An 18443-nucleotide genomic window follows, 5' to 3' on the forward strand; every position below is an offset into this window, starting at 1 on the left:
TGTTTCGTCGTTCTGTGCCGGGGGTTTGCGTTTGTGGATGTGCTTTGTTCGCTGTGTTGGGGGTGTTGTGGATGTGTTTGTGTCGTTGTCCCCGTCATAGCCCGCCTCCGACGCGCTCTCGTCGGCGTCCTGCTCCGAGTTCTCCGAGTTCTCCGAGTTCTCCGAGTCCTCCGGGTCCTCCGGGTTCTCCGAGTCCTCCGGGTTCCTTGAGTCGTTCTCCGATTCCGACAGGCTGTTCGTCTCGGAGACCGTGGGCACGGGAGCCAGGGCCGCCTGGTAGTGGCGGTCCTTGAGGTACAGCACGACGTGCGTCGGGGGTGTCCCGGTGCCCTCGGGTCCGAAATCCTGGAACGTGCCGTCGTCCCGGACGACCGTCACCTTGAGACCGAGGGTCCGGGCGGCGAGCGCGGGCAGCAGGTCCGCTGCCCCGTGGTTCCAGCCGGTTTCGCCGGGCGAGTTCCCGGCGCGTTGCAGCTGTGCCAGCGCGAGCGCCTTGCGCTCGTCGGCCGACAGCCGTGCGTACAGCGGCAGGGTGCGCGCCGGGTCCGCGAACTCAAGGGCCTCGGGGGATCCTGCGGCGAACGTGGGGCCGCCGTCGGCCAGCTCCTGAGGGTCGAACGAGTCGAGGAGATCCGGGGTCATGAAGTCCAGCAGGTCGCCCGAGTCGTTCGTCAGGGTGTCCGTCAATCGGTTGCGCAAGTCGGTGACGTCAGGCGTTGTGCCCGTGGTGCCGCCGGTCGAGCCCGGCAACGCGGTGTTCGTGTGCCGCATTCCCGCCGCCAGCGCGTGGAAGAACGCGTCGCCGTCCTCGGGCACGTCATGCAGTGTGTACGTCTCGCCGTCCGGGGAGACGAGCGTGTGCGGCGCGTCGACGGAGGCCGTCGCCGTGGACGTGTCCGGGGCGAACGCCGTCCCGGTGTACTTGGGGAACGTCTTCGACGGCGTTTCGGGTGCGGTGAAGCTCACCGCGGGAGGCTGGGGGCCGTTGCGCGGCGTGCGGTGGTACCACTGGGTGAGCCGGTCCGTAGCCGCCCGTACCCGGCGGAACTCCCGCATCGCCTCGCGGGCGTGCGCGGCCAGCTCCGCCATCTGCTGCAGCTGCTCGGGCGTGGGCCGGGCATCCCCGGCCGATTCGGTGACTGCGCGCCTGACCTTCCAGTACGCCTTGTCCGCGTCCACCCACGCCTTGCTCGCCTTGGTCACCGAGGTCCAGGCGGCGGTGACGTCGGACGGGAAGGTCGTGTCGTCGATCAGCCCCAGATCGCGGGCCACGTCCTCCCGTACCCAGGCCAGGACATTGGTCCGGTACTCGACGGTCTGCGACCTGGTGCCCTGGACGAAGACACTGGCGGCCCGGCCGTGCGTGACCGTCGCCTCGCCAAGCCAGTCCGTGGGTATCGAGAACAGCAGTGCCCGGCCCGTCTTGGGCTTTATGTTGTGCTGGGTGCCGTCGGCGGAGGAGATCTTGAGAGTCGTCGACTCACCGGTGTTCCCACCGCTGCCCGTCGGCGCGGGTGAGACGGAGCCGATCGCCGGTACGGACGTGCCGACGGTCGCACCGAGCGTCGTGCCCTGCGCCCCGGTCTCCGTGACCGACAGGTCCGAACTCACGGTCTGCCGCTCGGGGCTCTCCATCGTGGCGTCCGCCGCCACGCTCAGCAGAACCGCCTCGCTCAGCCGGGGCCGCGAGAACAGCCGGTAGCTGCCCTGGGTGTCCAGCGCGATGGTGGCATCGTGCATCGTGGCCGCGAGATAGCCGTTGCCCGACGCGGTGTTGCCGAAGAAGGCCGCCGTCTGGGTGCTCGCGAGCCCGTCGGACAGGGCCTGTCCCGAGGCCCGCCCCTGGCGGGCGAGACCGGACTTCCGGGCCGTGCCCGTTGCCGCAGCCAGATTCGTGCCGGAGAGTCCGACGGCTGTGCTGCTGGGCTTCGGCAGGTGCGGCAGCTCGGTGTTGTGTGCCTTGGCCAGGGCGAGGTGGGCGGCGTCCAACGCCAAGTCGGTGTCGGTGATCCGACGTGGCATGAAGCCATTGGCCGGCATGGTGAACGGCTGCGTCACACCCTCACGCCGCCATCGCTCGATGGCCTCGTTCGTGAGCTGTCCGGGCCTTCGGACCGTGACCCCGGGAGGCTGGTTCCCGTCCGTCACCGGATTGGCGCCGGTGTTGTCCGCGGAGTTCGGCACGGCCAGGCTGAGCGGCAGCTGCTCCCGCAGGGTGCCGACCGGGAAGTCCCTCGAAGGCACCTCCGTTCCGTCGGCGTTCACCAGCACCATGCGGATGCGGTACGTGGTGAGGAAGTCGGCGAACGGCTCGTTGGGGTAGAACGTGTAGTTCTTCATGCGGCTCGCCGAAGTGGCGACCGTCTTCTGCTGGGTGACGGCGAGCGATTCGGAGAGGCTCGAGCCGGCGGTGGGGGCGACCGTGTTCTGGGTCCGCACCGCTTCGGTGACCGAGAGTCCGGTCGTGGTCGTGACCGCCTTGGTGTTGCTCACCTCGACGGTCTCGGTCATGCCCAGGGTCTCCTGGAACGTGACACTGTGATCGATTCCGTCGAACGTCGTGTCCCCCGGGATGAGTTCGATGCGTACCGTCGCACGCTGCGAGCCGATGGACACCTCGCCGAGCTTGGTCCAGGCGGTGCGGGTCACCGCCGTGACCCCGCCCTTGGCGGCGGCCATCTGCTGCCGGAGGGCGAGCAGCGCACGCGGCGTCACCATGTCCAGGATGTGGTCCCGACCGGCGTCGTCCACCCCCCGCGACTTGAGGAGTTCGGCGAAGTGCTGCGCGGCCGTGGCGGAGTCCAGGGAGTTGACCGGGAACGAACCGAACGGAGTGTCCTTCAGCCAGGGCGCGGGGGACCAGGCTTCCTCGGTGTAGGTGGGCGCGGCGGGCAGCGTGCCGCCGACCAGGCCGAGGCGGTGCGCGACCTTCTCCGGCACATGGCCGAGCCAGCTGCCGGGCATGGTGAGCCGGAACCCCGCGAAGTGGGTGCGCAGCGTGGGCAGCAGGGCGCGCAGCGGGCCGACGAGCCCGTTGGCGCGAGTCGTGAACCCGACCTCGTGATCGACATCCGCGGTGACCAGATACTTCAGGTTCTCGTCGTCCCGGTCGTTCTCCACCGACACCGTGTTCGTCGCGGTCGCGGTGCTCCCCTTGGTCCACGTTCCGTTCAGGACCAGCCCGTACGTACCGACCAGCGAGGGCCCCTGGTCGTGGCTGCGCGCGTAGGCGACCCCGAGGTTGAGCTTGGCCACCGTGACCGAGGTCCGCGCATGGGTGACCTGGGTCTCGGCGCCGAGCGTCACCTCGGTCTCCACCGCGACGGGTTTCGACTGCACGACCGGATTCCGCAGGGTGGCGCGGTGGACGAGCCGGCCGATCCGATTGATGTAAGGTCCGGCGCCGAACAGCTCGACCATGCGCATGCCCGCACGGCTGATCGACTGGTCCAGGAACGAGGCCAGGACCTGTGGCTGGAACTGACGCATCACCGCGTCGTGCGGCGCGGCCCCGTACAGGCTGAACTGCCAGGCGTCACCGGAACCTGCCTTGAGCGCGGTCTCCACGCCCTGGTTCAGCTCGGAGCCGCCCGCGACGGCGATGACCTGGTGGGAGAGACCGCCGAACGGAGCCGACGCGGCCTGCTGCTCCGGGAGCTCGATCTCCTCCGCGTTCGACTCGGCGTTCTCCTCCGCGTTCTCCTGCGTACCGGTGCCCCGGCCCGTGCCGTTCGCGGCGAGTGGCTTCTTCGGCTCGCCCAGCAGGTCCTGGACCTCCTCGGTGCTCAGCGGGACGGCGACGGGGCCGGCGGCGGGGGGCGTCGAGCCCTGTTCCTGCTGTGAGCCCCGGGCGGTCGGCGGAATGTGCTCGTCGGGCACGTCGAGCAGGATCCGTCCGGTCACCGCCGGACGGCGGGCCGTGCCGCCGATGAGGTCGACCTCCGCGTTGCGCCCCACGGAGAGCCCCGTGCCCAGCACACCGAGCACCCGTAGCGGCTCCCGGAAGCGCCAGTACCCGCCGCTGGTGACGGTCACCGACAGCTGGTAGCTGAACACATGGGACGGGCCCGACGTGGCGTGCAAAGGCTCGTACGAGACGGTGGCACCGGAGCCGGTCTTCCGGGCCTTCTGCCAGCCGAGCCGGCCGGCCGGGGTGATCACTCCGCTGTTGATCGGCTGCTTGAACGCGTCGGCGTTGTTCTCACGCGCCGATATGCCGACGTCGACCCCGACCTCCCTGGTGTGGGACACCGTGGCCGAGCTGTCCAGCCGCTGCGTTCCGGGGGTGCTGCTCCGGAGGATCAGCTCGTTGCGTGTGCCCTCGTAGCGGCGCCCGGTCAGTTCGCCCCTGGCCCGGATCCAGCGGTACTTCCGCTTGGTACCCGTGTTGTCGACGAGGCGGATCGGTATTCCGTCGGTGGTGAAGGACTCCAGCTGCCCCGCCACGCTGTGATGGCTCAGGGCGTCCATCACACTCAGTGTGTTCTGCAGGGCGGCGCTGAAGTGGTTCTTGCCCCGCCATCCCTTCGACTTGTCATCGGGGGTCGTGAAGTCCGCCAGCGGGGCGACGAGACCGGGGTGCTGCTCGGCGATGGCGGCGATCACACTGTCGGTCAGCTCGTTGAGGAATGCTGCGGGGGGCGGTGTCGTGGACTGCCCGGCGGTGTCCGTGGCAGCGCCCTCGACGGTGTCGGTGTCGGGGAGGAACGCCTCCACCCTCGCCATGCCGAGCAGCGTCGGACGGTCCCGGGGCAGATAGACGGGGGCCGGCGGCTCGCCGTTGTTCGGTGGCACGGGGGCGACGGAGCTGCTGCCGCCGTTGTTCCCCTCGGTCCCGACGGGGTTCACGGCCGTGTGCTCCGTGGACCGGGTACGGAGTTTCGTACCGTCGTCCCAGCCGGCCAGGCGGCGCGCCTCCGCGCGGGTCATCCGGTCGAGGGTCCAGACATCGAACGTCTCGGCCGTGTTCTGTCCGGATTTACGGACATGGACGGTCTTCTTCACCAGGTACAGCTCGGTACGCACCTTCTTGGCACGTCCGACGATCTTGCGGCTGCCCGAGCCGCCGAAGCCGGTGGTGCGGGTCGACCGGTTGCCGAACTGGGCGAAGCCGCCCACCTGCAAGCGCGGCTGGACCGCGCTCGTCGCGTACTCGTCGAAGGAAATGCTGGGACCGATGGTGAACTGGAGGTCCTGGCTGTACGCCGTCGACGTGCTCCGGTCGTTCTTGATGACCCGCTGAATGGCGTTGCGAAGCTCTGCCGCGTCGGTCTCCGAGATGTGGGTGGCCTCGACCGGCACGACCTTGTCCACGGCGAACACACCGCCGGGCTGCCCGGATTCCGTGAACATCGGCTGACCGGTGACCGTTCCGTGTGCCATCCGGTCCGCGGTCCGGATGAAGTTCTCCGAGCTGAAGAACCGGGTGATCTCCGCGTGCATCGACGAGCCGACGACCGCCCCGGTCTGGTCCATCGCCCACTTCCGGATCGCCGCCACCGACCCGTATCCCTCGGTGTGCACCATGCGGTAGTCGCTGTGCTCGCTGAGCCGCATCTCCTGCGGCGCGTGTTCGTGAGTGCGCTTGGCGGTCAGGTTGTCGGGGAGACGCAGCAGCAGCCCGTCCTTCACACCGAACGTGAGTGTTTCTTGCTGTCCGGTGTTCTCGACCGGTGCGGTGGACCGGGTGATCGGCCTGCTGATCCGTTCGGTGAGCCGCTTCAGCTTCCCGTACTTCTCGGGTGCCGGCTCCGTCAGCTCGACCGTGTACATCACATCGCCCAGGTACAGATGCGATTCGTCGGAGTGACGGCTCTCGACCTGGCTCAGGGTCTGGTCCTGGAGGTTGAAGTCGACCGACTTCGTGAAGCCCAGAGCGATGCCCACCCGCCCGAACATGTTCGCGGGGCCGATCGGCGGCCCCAGCGGAACCGCCACACCCAACTGCCGTGAAGAGCTTGCCGTTTCGGATTTCCCGGAGGTGATCTGGCTGCGATGGATCTGGTCCACCTTCACCGGGTCGAGCGAGATCGCCCCGCCCTTCTCATTGGTGATCATGGACCAGGGCGCCTGCGGCCGTTGGGAGACCCGCAGTTGGCGGATGCGTCCCGAGGTGTCCTTGAAGGGGGCGGAGACCCAGCCGTCGCCGTGGAACCGATGAGGCGTCTGCTTGAGGGCCCGTTCCAGTCCGGCGAGGGGGTTGTTCCGGACGGCGCCGGGGCTCCGGGCGGGGACCGGCAGATTCGAACCGGCTATGCGGTTCAGTACGTTGTCGATGCCCCGCTGGATCACCTGGCTCTGGCCGTAGGTGAAGGCGGAATCGGCGTTCTCGCCGTCTCCGGTGATGTACGTGGGCAGCGTCAGACCGCCCGGGAACCGCTGGACCGCGCCCTCGGCCGGGGGCGGCTGCATGGTGTCGTCGACCGTGGCGGGGCGATCGGTGTCGAGCTGGGCCGCCACCAGCTGGACCACGTCGGTGGAGACATCGGTGTTCGTGGACGTGGAGGCCTGCTGTGTCTGCTGCGTCTGCTGTTCCGGCGTGGGTCCGATGACGTCCCGCGTGAGGTCGCGGGAGGGGGACTGGAGGTCTTCCTGCGACGATCCGTCCGCCGGTCCGCTCCCGCCGGCCGCCTGGTTGACCCGGTCGAAGAGGGCGGAGTACCGGTCCAGGCCAAGGGTGTCCGTTCCTGACAGCCCCTCGGTGATGCGGCGCAGCAGCTCGGGCGTCATCCGCCCGTCACGGTAGGGCGCCCAGACGGTGTCGTCGCCCCCGAAACGTTCGCTGTCCAGTGCGCCGAGGGCCGCCAGCAGCGCATCGTGGTCGGGGGACTGCGCGATCTGCGTACCGAAGGTGTTGCGCATGGTACGTACGAGCTGGAGCGTTCGCATCGTGACCCAGGGGCTGGGGGCATCCTCCGACGGCGTCGCGGAACTGGTGGAGCTGGTGCCGGCCGCGGTGTCCGTGGCCTGGGCGGTGCCTGCCGGGGGGTGCAGCCCCGCTGTGCGGGCGAGCGCGATGAGTTCGGCGCCGGTGGGCTCGGGGGTGTACGTGATCCACTGGCCGGAATTCTCCGCGTCGTCGCGGAAGAGGACCGGGCGCGGCCGCTGCTCGGAGTCGAGCGCCGTACCGGCGGACGTGGTGGGTGCGTACACCGGCCGGCCCGTCACATTGGCGACGTGCTGGGCGACGGACAGCCCGCCGTGAGTGGGCGAGGCGCCGGTGGAGCAGGCGTACAGCACGATGGGGCGGTTCTTCGGACCGAGATCGGCGGAGTGCTCCAGGTAGCGGCCGAGTTCCCTGCCGCTGACCACGATGCTCGTCCCGTCCTGCCGCGTCAGCTTCACCCGGGTGGGAGTGCCGTGTGCCGCGAAGAAGGACACCTTCTGGCCGCTCCAGGGCGTCCGGCGCTGCTTGCGGTACATGGACGATTCGCTGTGGTGGTGGTCCTGGAAGGTGTCGGAGGTGACGACGGTGCTGTAGCGCTCGTTCCGGTCGGTCCAGTCGGCCGAGGTGTACGAGGCGAGGAACGACGAGTCGGACGAGCCGGTCGCGACCGTCTGCTTGACGATGTCGTCCGAGTCGGTCGTGGCGTCGTCGGCCGAGCGGGCGGACCTGAGCACGAGCCGGGGAGGAATCTCGGAGGAATCATTGACATCGGACAGCTTCACGGCCGATGCGGAGGTGTTGTCCGGTGTTGTTTCGGGTTGGATGTCACCGAAGAGGCCGAGGCTGAAGTCGATGTCGCTGCCGATGTCGCTGTTGTTGTCGGCGTTGTCGGCGTCCTCGGTGTCGGTGTCGTTGTCGGAGTTCGTGGCCTGGGCCGAGGTGTTGTTCGGTGTTGTTTCGGGTTGGGTGTCGCCGAAGAGGCCGAGGCTGAAGTCGATGTCGCTGCCGATGTCGCTGTTGTTGTCGGCATTGTCGGCATTGGGGACCTCGTCCTCGCTGCTCTCCTCCTCGCTGCTCTCCTCCTCCTCGCTCTCCTCCTCGGTCGTGATCTGCTGCCGGCTCTCGGTGATCGGTCGATCGGCGATGGGGCTCTGCGAACGGCTGGACGTCGGTGTGGAGCTACTGGACGTGGCGACGGATCGGGATTCCGGGCTTTCGGAGTACGCGTTCTCGTCGTCGGAGTCGTCCACCCGGTCCCAGTCGGTCTGCCAGCGAGGTGTCTCCTGCTGGGTGTTCTCCTCCTGGTTCTGGCCCTGGGCGAGGGACTCGGTCCGGGGCAGGGCCGGGCGATCGGTGAGTACCAGGCGAAGGGCCTGCAGGGTCTGGTCGTTGTGCGGTTCGTGCGCCTTGGCCCGGAGGCCGGCGAAGTAGGCGTGCAGCCGGGAGCCTGCCTGTGTCAGCTCGTCGATGGCCTCCGCTATGACCTCGGCCGCTCCCGCTTCCGGCACGACCGACAGATGGTCCATCGCGTTGCGGACCTCGACCAGATGCTCGGCCCGGAGCTCACCCAGCCTGGTCCGCAGCGTGGCCAGCTGCTCGTCGCTGATGGTCGCTGTGCGGCCGGTGTACCCGACGTCCGCGATCATGGCGACGACGTCCGCGCCGTCCCCGAGCACCGACTTGAGTTCGTCGACGCTCAGCACTCCGTCCGCCTTGAGGCGCATCCACTCGTCCTGCGTCAGGACGTGTCCGTCCCCGTCCCTGGGCAGGGCCGACGTCACGGACTGGGCCGTGTGAACGTTCTGGAGCGCCGTCCACGCGCGCGTCGGCTGCTCGCTCGTCAGCTTTGCGGCCTTGCGCCCCCACTGGCTGGGATGAGTGATTGCCTTGGTCACCTGTTCGAGGTGGCTCGCCGCGACCTGGTCCAGCTGGTCGTACGGGGTGTGGTTGGTCAGCGCGGAGAAGTACGGGCGGCCCAGCAGCTGCATCAGGTTGGTGGTGTTGGCGCCCTCCAGCACCGCCGGCAGCGTGCCGAGCTGGAAGATCTGCCGGAATACGTCCTGCGGGAGGCCTGGACTCTGCACGACGAGGACGTCGGTCGGCCCCAGCTGTTCGAGTTGTTCGCGGAGGTCGGGGGCGGTGATGTCGGTCCGTCTGAGCTGCGCGTCCGTGTGTACGGGAGCGAAGTCGACCGTGGTGCGGCCGAACGAGAGGATCACGGACGGCCTGTCGATCCCGGACCCGCTGATCCCGGCGGCCAGAGTGCTGAGCGCCGACGCCCGGCCCGACTCGGTGACATTGTGGAGGCCGTAGACCGGCATGACTTCGGTGCCGTTCTCGTGCACGGCCCGGACGATCTCCTTGAGCCCACCGGCGACATCGGAGGCGGTGACCCGCCGGTCGATCAGGACATCGAGTTCGTCATGGGTGAGGAGCGGGGTGTGGAAATTGAACAGGGCGTCGGGCGCGATCGTGTTGCCGGACGACTCGGAGACCTCCAGATCGGTGACCTCGACGGCGGAGTCCAAGGACGGCCTGCTGTAGAGATAGCGGTGCGAGGTTTCCCAGGCGTACGGCTTGAGCACGACCGCCCGGTCGATCCCCAGAAAGTTCAGGAACCGCTCCGCCACCTCTTCGCCGCCGTCGAGCCGGTCGCTCGCCGCGACCATGACCAGCCCTTGAGCCCCCGGCCTCCCGGAGGTCCGAGGGTCGGTCGCCGGCCGGTCGGGGTCGAAGGTCTGCGTCTGCCAGGTGACACGGGCGTTGAGCTCGTCACTCAGCAGCAGCGCGAGCTTCTGCTGCACATTGGCAGGGGCGATGGCGGTGATGGGCCCCTGGTAGCCCAGCTCGTTCAGGGAGTCCATCAGCATCGTGGCGGCGGCCTGATGGCCGAAGTTGGCCGCGTCGTCGATGAAGATCGTGACCCCGCCCTCGGCGTCGTTCAGCTTCTGCCGCAGCTCCCTGCGGAGGTCGATCTCCTCCGGTGACGGTGCGGCCCCCCGACGGTGGGCGGCGATGCCGTCGAGCAACTGCTGCGGCGGGGGACCGGGGGTGCCGAGGAGCTGCGACCACAGCTGATGCTCCGGCACCGTGACGGTGTGGGGGGTGACCTGCGAGGTGGACGAGGACCCGGCGTCGGACGGCGCCTGTCCGTTGTCGGAGGAGCCGTCCTCGGTGAGCAGCCCCGTGCTGGGCTCGGTCTCGTTCTCCGGGGCCTCGGTCTGCGTGTCGGTCTGTGTGTTGGACTGCGTGGTCGGTGCGTCGGTCTCCTGCTCCGTCTCGGGCCCGGGCTTCTGCGGTACGTCGGGCTGCTCGTCCTGCTGTGCGTCGGGCGTCCGGTGGCTTTGGGCGGGAGCCGGGTTGTGGTTCGGTGTCGGGCCGCCGCGCGAGGTGTTGGAGTCGCCGTTGCCGGACGTGTTGGTGGGGCCGGATTGCGAGTCGGCGTTCGCCGGGGGGACCGTGCGCTCGTCGGGAGTCTGCTGGGACTCCTCCTCGGTACCGATCGTGTCGTCGGTGTCGTCGGTGGGAGCCGTGTGGTCGTGGTCGTCGTTGCTTGAGGTGTTGACGGAACCCTTGGTGGCCGGTCCGTTCGAGCCGGACGGCCCCGTCGCGCCCGACGGCGGCGGCTTCGATGCCGGTCCCGTGTGCTCGTTGTCGCCCGTCGGCCCGGACTTGTCCGTCTCCTCGGACTCCTGCGTCTGCTCCGGCTGGTCCTGGGAACCGGCGCCGTTCGTGGTACTGCCGTTCTTCCCGGTCCCCGAGCCCCCGCCGGCCCCGGTCCCCGTCCCCGTTCCGGTGCCCGTTGTGGTCGCGTTCCCCGTGCTCGTTCCGTTTCCGCTGCCGTTGCCGGTGTCGTTCCCGGTGCCGGAGTCCGTTCCGTCCCCGGACTTCGACCCCGTGCCGTCACCGTCGGCCTGGCTCGACGTCGGTACGTTCTTCTCGGTGAAGTTGTTCTTCACCCACGTGCCGGGCTTGGACGCGCCGCCCCCGAGCATCTGCTCGGCCTTGCTGCTGATCCCGGAGCCCAGGAAGGTGTCCCAGCTCGTCGTCCAGTTCCCCGTCATCAGGCCACCCGCCACGATCTCCGCGACGGCCTCCGAACCACCGGAGGTCAGGAAGTCCTTCGTGTCGTTCAGCGCGGTGTTGGCCAGGTTCTTGGGGGAGAACTTGCTCGGCCGTGGCGCCTTGTCGGTCACGTCCTTGGTGAGGTTCTTGACCGGGCCCTTGTCCGTGAAGTTCTTCAGCAGCTTGCCGAGCCCGGACGAGAACGCGCCGTGGAAGAGCCCCGCGAACGCGCCGAAGACACCGTCCTGCGCGATGGCCTTCCAGTCGAACCCCTTCGGCCGCCGCCCGTCGGGCCCCGCCATCATCAGGGCGAGACGCACCGCGAAGGTCTGGAACGCCTCCTGGAACGCCTCGCTCAGGCTCGGCATCAGATGCGTGCGCTTCAGCAGCGTGTCCAGCACCGTCAGCAGCACCACCCGGCTGCGGGCCTTCGCCACCGCCGCGTCGCTCGCCGAGGCCCCGCCCGAGAAGAACGACATCACGAAGATGACCAGCAGTTCGATCATCAGCCGGATCAGCTCGGCGATGATCTGCCACTTGGACTCGATGATGTTCATCGACGTGTCGGTGCGACCGTCGCCGATGGTCTTCAACTGGTCTGAGAAGTCCCGGAGATGGTTGGTGCCTCCGTTGTCGATGAACAGCTTCATCGACTGGAGATAGCTGGCGCCCACCTTGGGCGGGAGCGACCTGCTGATCCCGACGACCGACTGCTCGATCTCGCCGGACAGGTCGGTGAGACGGTCGGCGAGCCGGTGGTAGGGCCGCCGGCTGGCGTACGCCAGATCCTCGTCCGCCTGCAACAACCGTTCGCCGATGAGGACGAACAGCAGGTTGTTCAGCTCGGGCGTCGCCTTGATCGACATGGGGCCGTGCTCTCTGCCGTCAGCGCTTTCCGCTGTTGTTGGGCTTGATCCGGTGGTCCCGGATCGCGTCCAGGATGTTGTTCTGGTTGGACTTGATCGACTTCAGGTTGACCGAGGTCCCGTGCGCCACGCCGTTGACCGCTTCGGACAGTGCGATCGCCGTCTCGCTGCTGCTCTCCCGCTCCTTCTGCTCCTGCGGGATGACCTCCTTGGCGAAGCTGTCGTCCTGGCCCGGCCAGTCGCTCGTGGCACGTACGTCGACGACGAAGTCGTCCACCATCGCGCCGATCGAGGTGCTGATCGAGAACATCTGCCGCAACCCCGCCTGGATCCGGGCGGGTTCGGCGAAGTAGCCGTCGCTCATCGTGTGTTCAGCGCTCCTCGTCCTCGTCGATCTCGTCCCGCAGCCGGCGCCCCGACTCCTGCCGGGCCCGCTCCTCAGGGTCCTGGAGCACCTCGGGCCCGAAGATCCGCGCCCAGTCGATGTCCACCCCGGTGAGCTCGGGCACCTCGGTGCTCGGCCGGGTGAACGGCTCGAAGGTCTCCATCACCTGCCGGGCCATCTCCGTACGCGCTCGGCCGAACGCGTCCAGCACGGCACCCGACAGCTCGCCGGGCGACATCGTCCGGTACTTCCCCTCCAGGAACCGCAGCGCGGTCAGCTCGCCCTGGGGCCCGACCGTGACCTCCACCGACCGGTCCGCCGAACGCACGGTGCGGGTCGCCCGCCGCAGTTCGGCCTCGGCCTTCGCCACGCCCTTCTCGGTGGCCTCCAGCTCGGCCATCGCCGCGGCGAGCCGGGCCTCCACGGACCTCGCGTACGGCGAGACCTCGCCACGCCCCGCGCTCCCCGGGGCCTCGTCCATCGCTCCGCCCATCCGCCCGCTCACCGTCCGATCACCGAGGGCGTGCCGCCTTCCTCCGCGCCCCACACGTCCTCGTCCTCGGCCACCCAGTGCACCCGGTCGCGTTCCCCGCTGCCGGTCGCCTGCCCGCCCTGGGCGCCGCCGGCCGAGCCGCCCGCGACGGCCGTGGAACTGGTGGCGGTACGGGCCCTGCGCGCGCTGCGCTCCTCGTCGGCGCCGCGTCGCCCCCCGGAACGGGACGATCCGCCGCGCGTGCCGGGGCCGCTCTCCGTCAGGACGTTGCGGACCCGTTCGCCCGACGAGCCGCCCGCCTGCCCACCGGCACCCATCCCGCCCATGCCGCCCATGCCGCCCATGCCGCCCATCGGCATCATCGGGTTGAGCGGTGTGGAGCCGTCGGACGATGCGCCCGAACCCGAACCCGTACCCGTGCCCGGCAGGGAAGCCGGGGGCTGGTTGCCGGTGGCGCCGGGCGGCGCACCGAGCGTCCCGCCCGGGTGGAAGGTGCTGTCGTACTCCTCGTAGTCGCCGTTGCCGGAACGGTTCTGACCGCCACCGCCGGACGAGGAGCTGTTCAACGAGGAGTGGGAGTTTCCGCCGGGGGAGTTGAGATCCCGGTGGAGATCCCGGTCCAGGTCATGGTTGAGATCGCGGTTCAGGTCACGGTTCAGGTCGTGGTTGAGATCCTGATGGGTCGGCGGGGGAGTGCGGTGGCTGTCGGTGTTCGGCGGCCACTGGTACTCGGTCCTCGGATTGAGGTCGGTGACCGTCTCCTTGCCGTTCTTGTCGATGGTCGTGACCTTGCCGGTCTCCGGATCGACGATCTGCCGGCTGCCGTCCTTGAACGTGGTGGTGAGCGTGCCGTCCTTGTTCAGCTTGGTGACACTGCCGTCCGGGTTGGTCACGCTCTGGCCCGGGTTGAGGTCCTGCACCGTGGTCTTGCCCTGGTGCGGTGTGACCGTGTACTTCCCGGTCTTCGGGTCGTACGTCACCCGGTCGCCGTTCGGATACGTCGTGACCAGATTGCGGTTCTTGTCGAGCGAGGTGGTCCCGCCACCCGGGTTCAGGACCGAATTGCCGGGGAGGTTGGGCGGCGGAACCATCGGGTTCAGCGGGCCGGTGTGCGTCGTGTCCCCATTGCCCTGGGTCGAGTCGTCGTTGCCCGGGTTGAGGATGTCGTCGATGTTCTTGTTGAGGTCGCTCGTCAGGTCCTTGCCGGTGTCACCGCCGGGTCCGTTGCCCGAATCCCCGTTGAGATCCTTCGTCCCGTTGTTGCCGAGCAGATCCTTGAGACCGCCTGGCCCGCCCCCGAAGTCGTTGAGGGACTTGGTGACGTTGTTCCCCATGTCACCGATGCCCTTGTTGAGGTTGTCCAGGGCCGTGTTGAGGTCCTTGCTGTTCTTGTCCGCCTCCTCCTTCGCCTTCTCGGTCTTCTCCTTGGTGTAGAACTCCGTGAGCGACCCGGTGTTCTTGGTGGTGAGCGGCGAATCGAACGGCGTGGTGGCGTCGATCCAGGCGTTGTTGAGATCGGACAGCACCGTCATCGCCGTGCCGTTCAGACCGGCCTGGAGACCCTCGATGTCCGGATGCGGCTGCTCGATGAAGTCGTTCCACCGCTTGACGGCTTCATTGCCCACCGCGGCCCAGTTCTGGATGTCGGTCAGATCGCCGTACGTCGGATGCGGTTCCTGGAAACCGTCCTTGGTGGAGTACGTCGTGGTGGTGGTGGGGTTGATGACGTTCCCGGTGGAGGTCGTCGACGTGATGAACGGAATGTTGTGCTGGGTCAGCCAGTTCAGAATGTCGTCCAGGACCTGGATCAGGTGGAAGTGCGGGTCGTGCTCGTTACGCCCCATCCACGCGTTCCAGGCCGTCCGCAGCGACTTCGCCTGGGTCAGCAGCGTCTGCTGCGCCGCCATCAGCTGCTTGGAATGGTTGGACTTCGGCGTGAACGCGGGATCCCCGACCGCGTCGAACTTGTCGCCCGCGCCCAGCTGCTCCTTGTAGTTCTCGTAGTTCCCGTTCAGCTGATGCACCAACTGCCAGAAGATTCCCGCCGCCTGGCCCTTCCAGGCCGACTGCTCGCTCCCCAGCGACTTCTCCCACCCCGCGAGGATCGCTGTCTGGTCCACGAAGAACTGGGCCGCCCGGTCGAAGGCCTGGGCGGTGCGCTGGAAGGAGTTGAGGTCCACCACATTCGCGTCCGGCACCGAGGCGCCGTTGAAGGAAGCGCCGTGCGTGGTCTTCGTGTCGATCAGGGCGCCCAGGGCCGCCCCCGGGCCTCCCATGTACTGGCCGAGCGGGCCGATGTCGAAGTCGTCGCCGTACTTGCCCTTGTACTTCCCGCCGCTCAGCGACTCATTGGCCTCCAGCCCCCGGCTGCGTCCCTTCTCCGACATGAAGGAGCCGATGAAGACCAGCCGGGCGTGGTACATCTCCACGTGGCCGTTCTTGTTGGAGTAGAAGTACAGGTCGTAGTCCTGGCCGTCGCTCTTCAGCGAGCCCTGCGTGGCCGCGTTGATCACCGACTGGACACCGATCTTGTCCAGGCTCATCCGGAAGAGCGGACTCTTCTCCTTGCTGCTCAGGCCGGTGAACAGGCCCTTGCGGCTGGGCATCGGATAGCCGGTCAGCTTGGTGACGGCCTGCCCCCAGTAGTCGTCGGCGTCGTAGTTCTGTGAAGTGGGGGTCGACATGCGGAACGCTCCGGGGGCGAAGAAGGAGGATCGGGGCGGGCGGAGAAGAGGCGGTGCACAGACGGGCCGGCCCGGACCGCCGGAGCGGCCCGGGCGGATCGCCGGAGCGGACCGCCCCCGGCGGGGGCGGGCGGGTCAGGTGCCGGTCTTCGTGGTCGGGCTCAGTTCCTTGTCCACATCCGAGAAGATGTCGAGCAGCGCGGCACCGTCGATCGATTCGAGACTCTTGCCCTGAGTGCTGAGCAGCTTCTCGATGGTCGTCAGCAGATCGCTCTTGATGTGCTTGAACAGCGTCTGCTGACTCTCGAAGATCTCGTCGACGGAGCCCGCCGCCTTCTTGACCGCCGCCACCAGGGACTGGCCGTGCACACTGTCGTCCGTCCCCATCAGACCGATGGCCAGCGCCGGGTCCTGCTGGAGCGTCCCCGGGGTGGTACGCCCGTCGAGGATGCTCTTGAGCGCCTTGAGGCCGTTGGGGTCGTCCTTGCGGATCTTGTCCAGCGCCGTCTGGAAATCCGTGACGTCGTTCTCGGCGAACGACTTGAGGCTCTTGCCGTCGAGGTGGGTCAGATCGGCCATCGGGGGCTCCCGCTCAGCGGCCGATGGAGATCTCGGACCACATCTGCGACAGCGAGTTCTCGCTGTACTTGTAGTTGCCCGAGATATCGGTCAGCAGGGCCGCGTGCGAATTCAGCAGCGTTTCCATGTTCCGCACCGCCTGGTCCCAGGCGGCCTGCTTCTGGCGGTAGGTGTCGGCGTCGGAGCCGTACCACGTCTTGCGCAGCTCGCCGAGTTCCGCCTCCAGGGACGCGAGGGTCCGGGCGATCGCCTGGGTCTGGCGGACCATGTCGTCGCCCGCGTTGTTCATGTGGCCGTAGTCGACCAGGATGTAACCGTCGGTCAGGTTGTCGGGCATCGGGGAGACCTCGCTTCACTGCCTGGGAAGAGTGCCCCGCCGCGGTGGCGGCGAGGGGTGCCGGACGTCCGGCGGACCGGACGACACGAACCGTCGTCCGGGGCGGGCCCTACGCCATCAGGTCGTCGAACGCCTTCTGCGAGGCGCTGTACGCCTGGTTGATCGCATCGTTGGACGAGCCCTGCGTCTTGCCGTGCTCCACCAGGCTGGTGTTGAGCTTGTCGACCATGTCCTCCAGGTTGCGGAGGATGATGTTGACCTGGTCGTCCCACTGCTTCAGCAGGGCCCCGTACTGGCCGCCGTCGCTGCCCTGGTAGCCCTTGCTCAGGTTGTTGCGGGTGTCGTCGACATCCTGGCGGGACTTGAGGATTCCGCTGTAGGCGGCCTCAAGGGCCTGAATGCCGTTCCTGGTCGAGCTCTCGCTCGACTGCTGGAGGTTGCCGCCCGGTGCCGCCGGAGCGCCTGCGTCTGCCACGGTGTCTCCCATACCTCAACTGCTGGATGGCCGTGATCCTATGATCAGATCCGTGGTGTGCTCAATGATCCTCGTCCGCATCTGAGCTTTTCCTGAGGATCCATCAACTTCTTTTACCCGTCGGCAATGTTCCGTTGCCCCTGTCGCCGCTCCCGTCGCCCTCCGTCTGCGAACAGGAGGGCGCCGTGGTGCCCGCCGTGCGTCCCGCCGTGGCCGCTTCCGGACTCAGGTCGGGGCCGGACGGCAGCATCGCCAGGAGCGGTGACGGGAGCGCCTGGGCGGTTGCACCGTCGTACCCCAACGCCTTCTGCGCCGCCTGGGAGAGCAGCCGGTACTTCACCCCGTCGTCGGCGACGAAGTACGTGGTGGAGCCGACGTCGGTGCCACCTGCGCCCAGCGCCTTGACCAGCGCGCCGTGCCCCGGACGTACCGTCGTCGCGTCCACCGGCAGACAGGCCGGGGCGATGTGCTCCGGCGACGCCGCGGAGGCCGGCGGCAGCGCGCTGAGCGGCACCAGCGCACCGGTCACCCGGGTGCCGTCCCCCTGGTCGGGCCGCACCCGGGCACAGGCCGCCCAGCCCGCCTGTACGGCCTCGGCGCGCGGCGGCGTGGCCGGCAGACCGGCCGGCACGGGCTCGCTGCCCTCCGCGCCGGGCGCCAGCCGCGCCTTCACCTCGGCCGCGCCGATCACCACCGCGGCCGGGGCCGCACCGCCGTACGCCCGGTCCTTGGTCTCGGCGGACCCCAGGGCCAGCGCCGCCCCGGTCTCCGTCAGCGGAACCAGCCCCTCCTTGCGCAGCAGGTAGTACTGGCGCGCCGCCCCCGGAGTGCGCGACTGGAACACCTGCCCCAGCTTCGACGGACGCCCGCCCAACGACGGTCCCTCCCCACCGCGGCCGGGCACGGCCGGCGGCACCAGATCCGGCCCCTGCACCAGCGCGTCCAGGAACGCGGCCGACACCGGCCGGGGCGTCACCGACCCGTACCCCAGCGACACCGCGGCGTTGGAACTCCGGTCCAGCCGCAGCCGGCTGCCCTGCCAGACCAGATACCGGGCCCGGTCCGGCCCCGACACCACCAGTGCCTGCCCGGCACCCATCCCGCGCCCCTCGACCGGCGCACCGGCCACCAGCGCGGTGAACGCACCGCCCTTGCCGGTGGAACCACCGGAACCCCCGGCGCCCGCACCGGCCTCCGACGCCAGCACCGAGCACACCTGCCACGGATCCTTCTCCAGGTCCTGCACACCCGGTACGGAGTCCGGCGCACCCGGTATCCCGACCGGGGCACCCACCGCGGTGCCCTTCAGCGACGAGGTGCTCACGTCCTCGGACTTGAGCTTCCCGTCGCCGACCAGCAGCGCGGAGGCGTAATTGCGCACCGGCCGCAGCCGGCCGCCCACGTACACGTAACGAGCGCCGGTATCCCGGTTCACCACCAGCGTCCCCGACGCCCGCCACGCGTCGTTGCCACCGGGGGACATGAGGCCGTACACCAGCGAACCGGCGGCCACCAGCGCGGTGATCACCACACCGACCAGCACCCCGCGGGTGGTCCGCCCGAGCGGGCTCTCCGGGGCGTCCGGGTCGGCGAGCAGCATCCCCGAGGTCAGCCGGCCCATCACGAAGGTGTGGGCCTGGACCTGGTCACGCTTCGACTGCATGTCGCATACC

General features: G+C 68.7%; 7 protein-coding genes and 1 pseudogene. All 8 read right to left on the reverse strand.

What is annotated here, in order from left to right:
• Positions 1–11817 (reverse strand): annotated as a pseudogene (locus tag ACFVH0_RS27175) (hypothetical protein); the annotation flags it as partial.
• Positions 11818–11836: 19 nt separating this feature from the next.
• Complete coding sequence (locus ACFVH0_RS27180) at positions 11837–12181, reverse strand: hypothetical protein (RefSeq protein ID WP_360549147.1); 345 nt, start codon at positions 12179–12181, stop codon at positions 11837–11839.
• Positions 12182–12188: 7 nt separating this feature from the next.
• Positions 12189–12695 carry a YbaB/EbfC family nucleoid-associated protein gene (locus ACFVH0_RS27185; protein ID WP_385824279.1) on the reverse strand — a complete coding sequence of 169 codons (507 nt, stop codon included), beginning with the start codon at positions 12693–12695 and terminating at the stop codon, positions 12189–12191.
• 8 nt (positions 12696–12703) lie between these two features.
• Complete coding sequence (locus ACFVH0_RS27190; protein ID WP_385824282.1) at positions 12704–15379, reverse strand: AAWKG family protein; 2676 nt, start codon at positions 15377–15379, stop codon at positions 12704–12706.
• A gap of 135 nt (positions 15380–15514) precedes the next feature.
• Positions 15515–15958 carry a type VII secretion system-associated protein gene (locus tag ACFVH0_RS27195; protein ID WP_385824285.1) on the reverse strand — a complete coding sequence of 148 codons (444 nt, stop codon included), beginning with the start codon at positions 15956–15958 and terminating at the stop codon, positions 15515–15517.
• A gap of 13 nt (positions 15959–15971) precedes the next feature.
• Positions 15972–16295, reverse strand: a complete 324-nt coding sequence (locus ACFVH0_RS27200; RefSeq protein ID WP_124718956.1) for a WXG100 family type VII secretion target — start codon at positions 16293–16295, stop codon at positions 15972–15974.
• Positions 16296–16404: 109 nt separating this feature from the next.
• A complete protein-coding gene (locus tag ACFVH0_RS27205) occupies positions 16405–16770 on the reverse strand; it encodes a hypothetical protein (protein ID WP_385824287.1) in 366 nt (121 codons plus the stop codon).
• A 103-nt stretch (positions 16771–16873) separates the two neighbouring features.
• Entirely contained in the window at positions 16874–18433 is a 1560-nt protein-coding gene (eccB, locus tag ACFVH0_RS27210; RefSeq protein ID WP_385824289.1) for a type VII secretion protein EccB, read from the reverse strand.
• Between the last annotated feature and the right edge of the window lie 10 nt (positions 18434–18443).

Origin of the sequence: Streptomyces sp. NPDC127117 (genome assembly GCF_042677325.1) — a bacterium.
Classification (GTDB): domain Bacteria; phylum Actinomycetota; class Actinomycetes; order Streptomycetales; family Streptomycetaceae; genus Streptomyces.

What these genes read in the sequence shown, in the direction of transcription:
- ACFVH0_RS27190 (WP_385824282.1), bottom strand. Translation starts at nt 15,379, where the DNA reads ATGTCGACCCCCACTTCACAGAACTACGACGCCGACGACTACTGGGGG.
- ACFVH0_RS27195 (WP_385824285.1), bottom strand. Translation starts at nt 15,958, where the DNA reads ATGGCCGATCTGACCCACCTCGACGGCAAGAGCCTCAAGTCGTTCGCC.
- ACFVH0_RS27200 (WP_124718956.1), bottom strand. Translation starts at nt 16,295, where the DNA reads ATGCCCGACAACCTGACCGACGGTTACATCCTGGTCGACTACGGCCAC.
- ACFVH0_RS27180 (WP_360549147.1), bottom strand. Translation starts at nt 12,181, where the DNA reads ATGAGCGACGGCTACTTCGCCGAACCCGCCCGGATCCAGGCGGGGTTG.
- ACFVH0_RS27185 (WP_385824279.1), bottom strand. Translation starts at nt 12,695, where the DNA reads ATGGGCGGAGCGATGGACGAGGCCCCGGGGAGCGCGGGGCGTGGCGAG.
- eccB (WP_385824289.1), bottom strand. Translation starts at nt 18,433, where the DNA reads ATGCAGTCGAAGCGTGACCAGGTCCAGGCCCACACCTTCGTGATGGGC.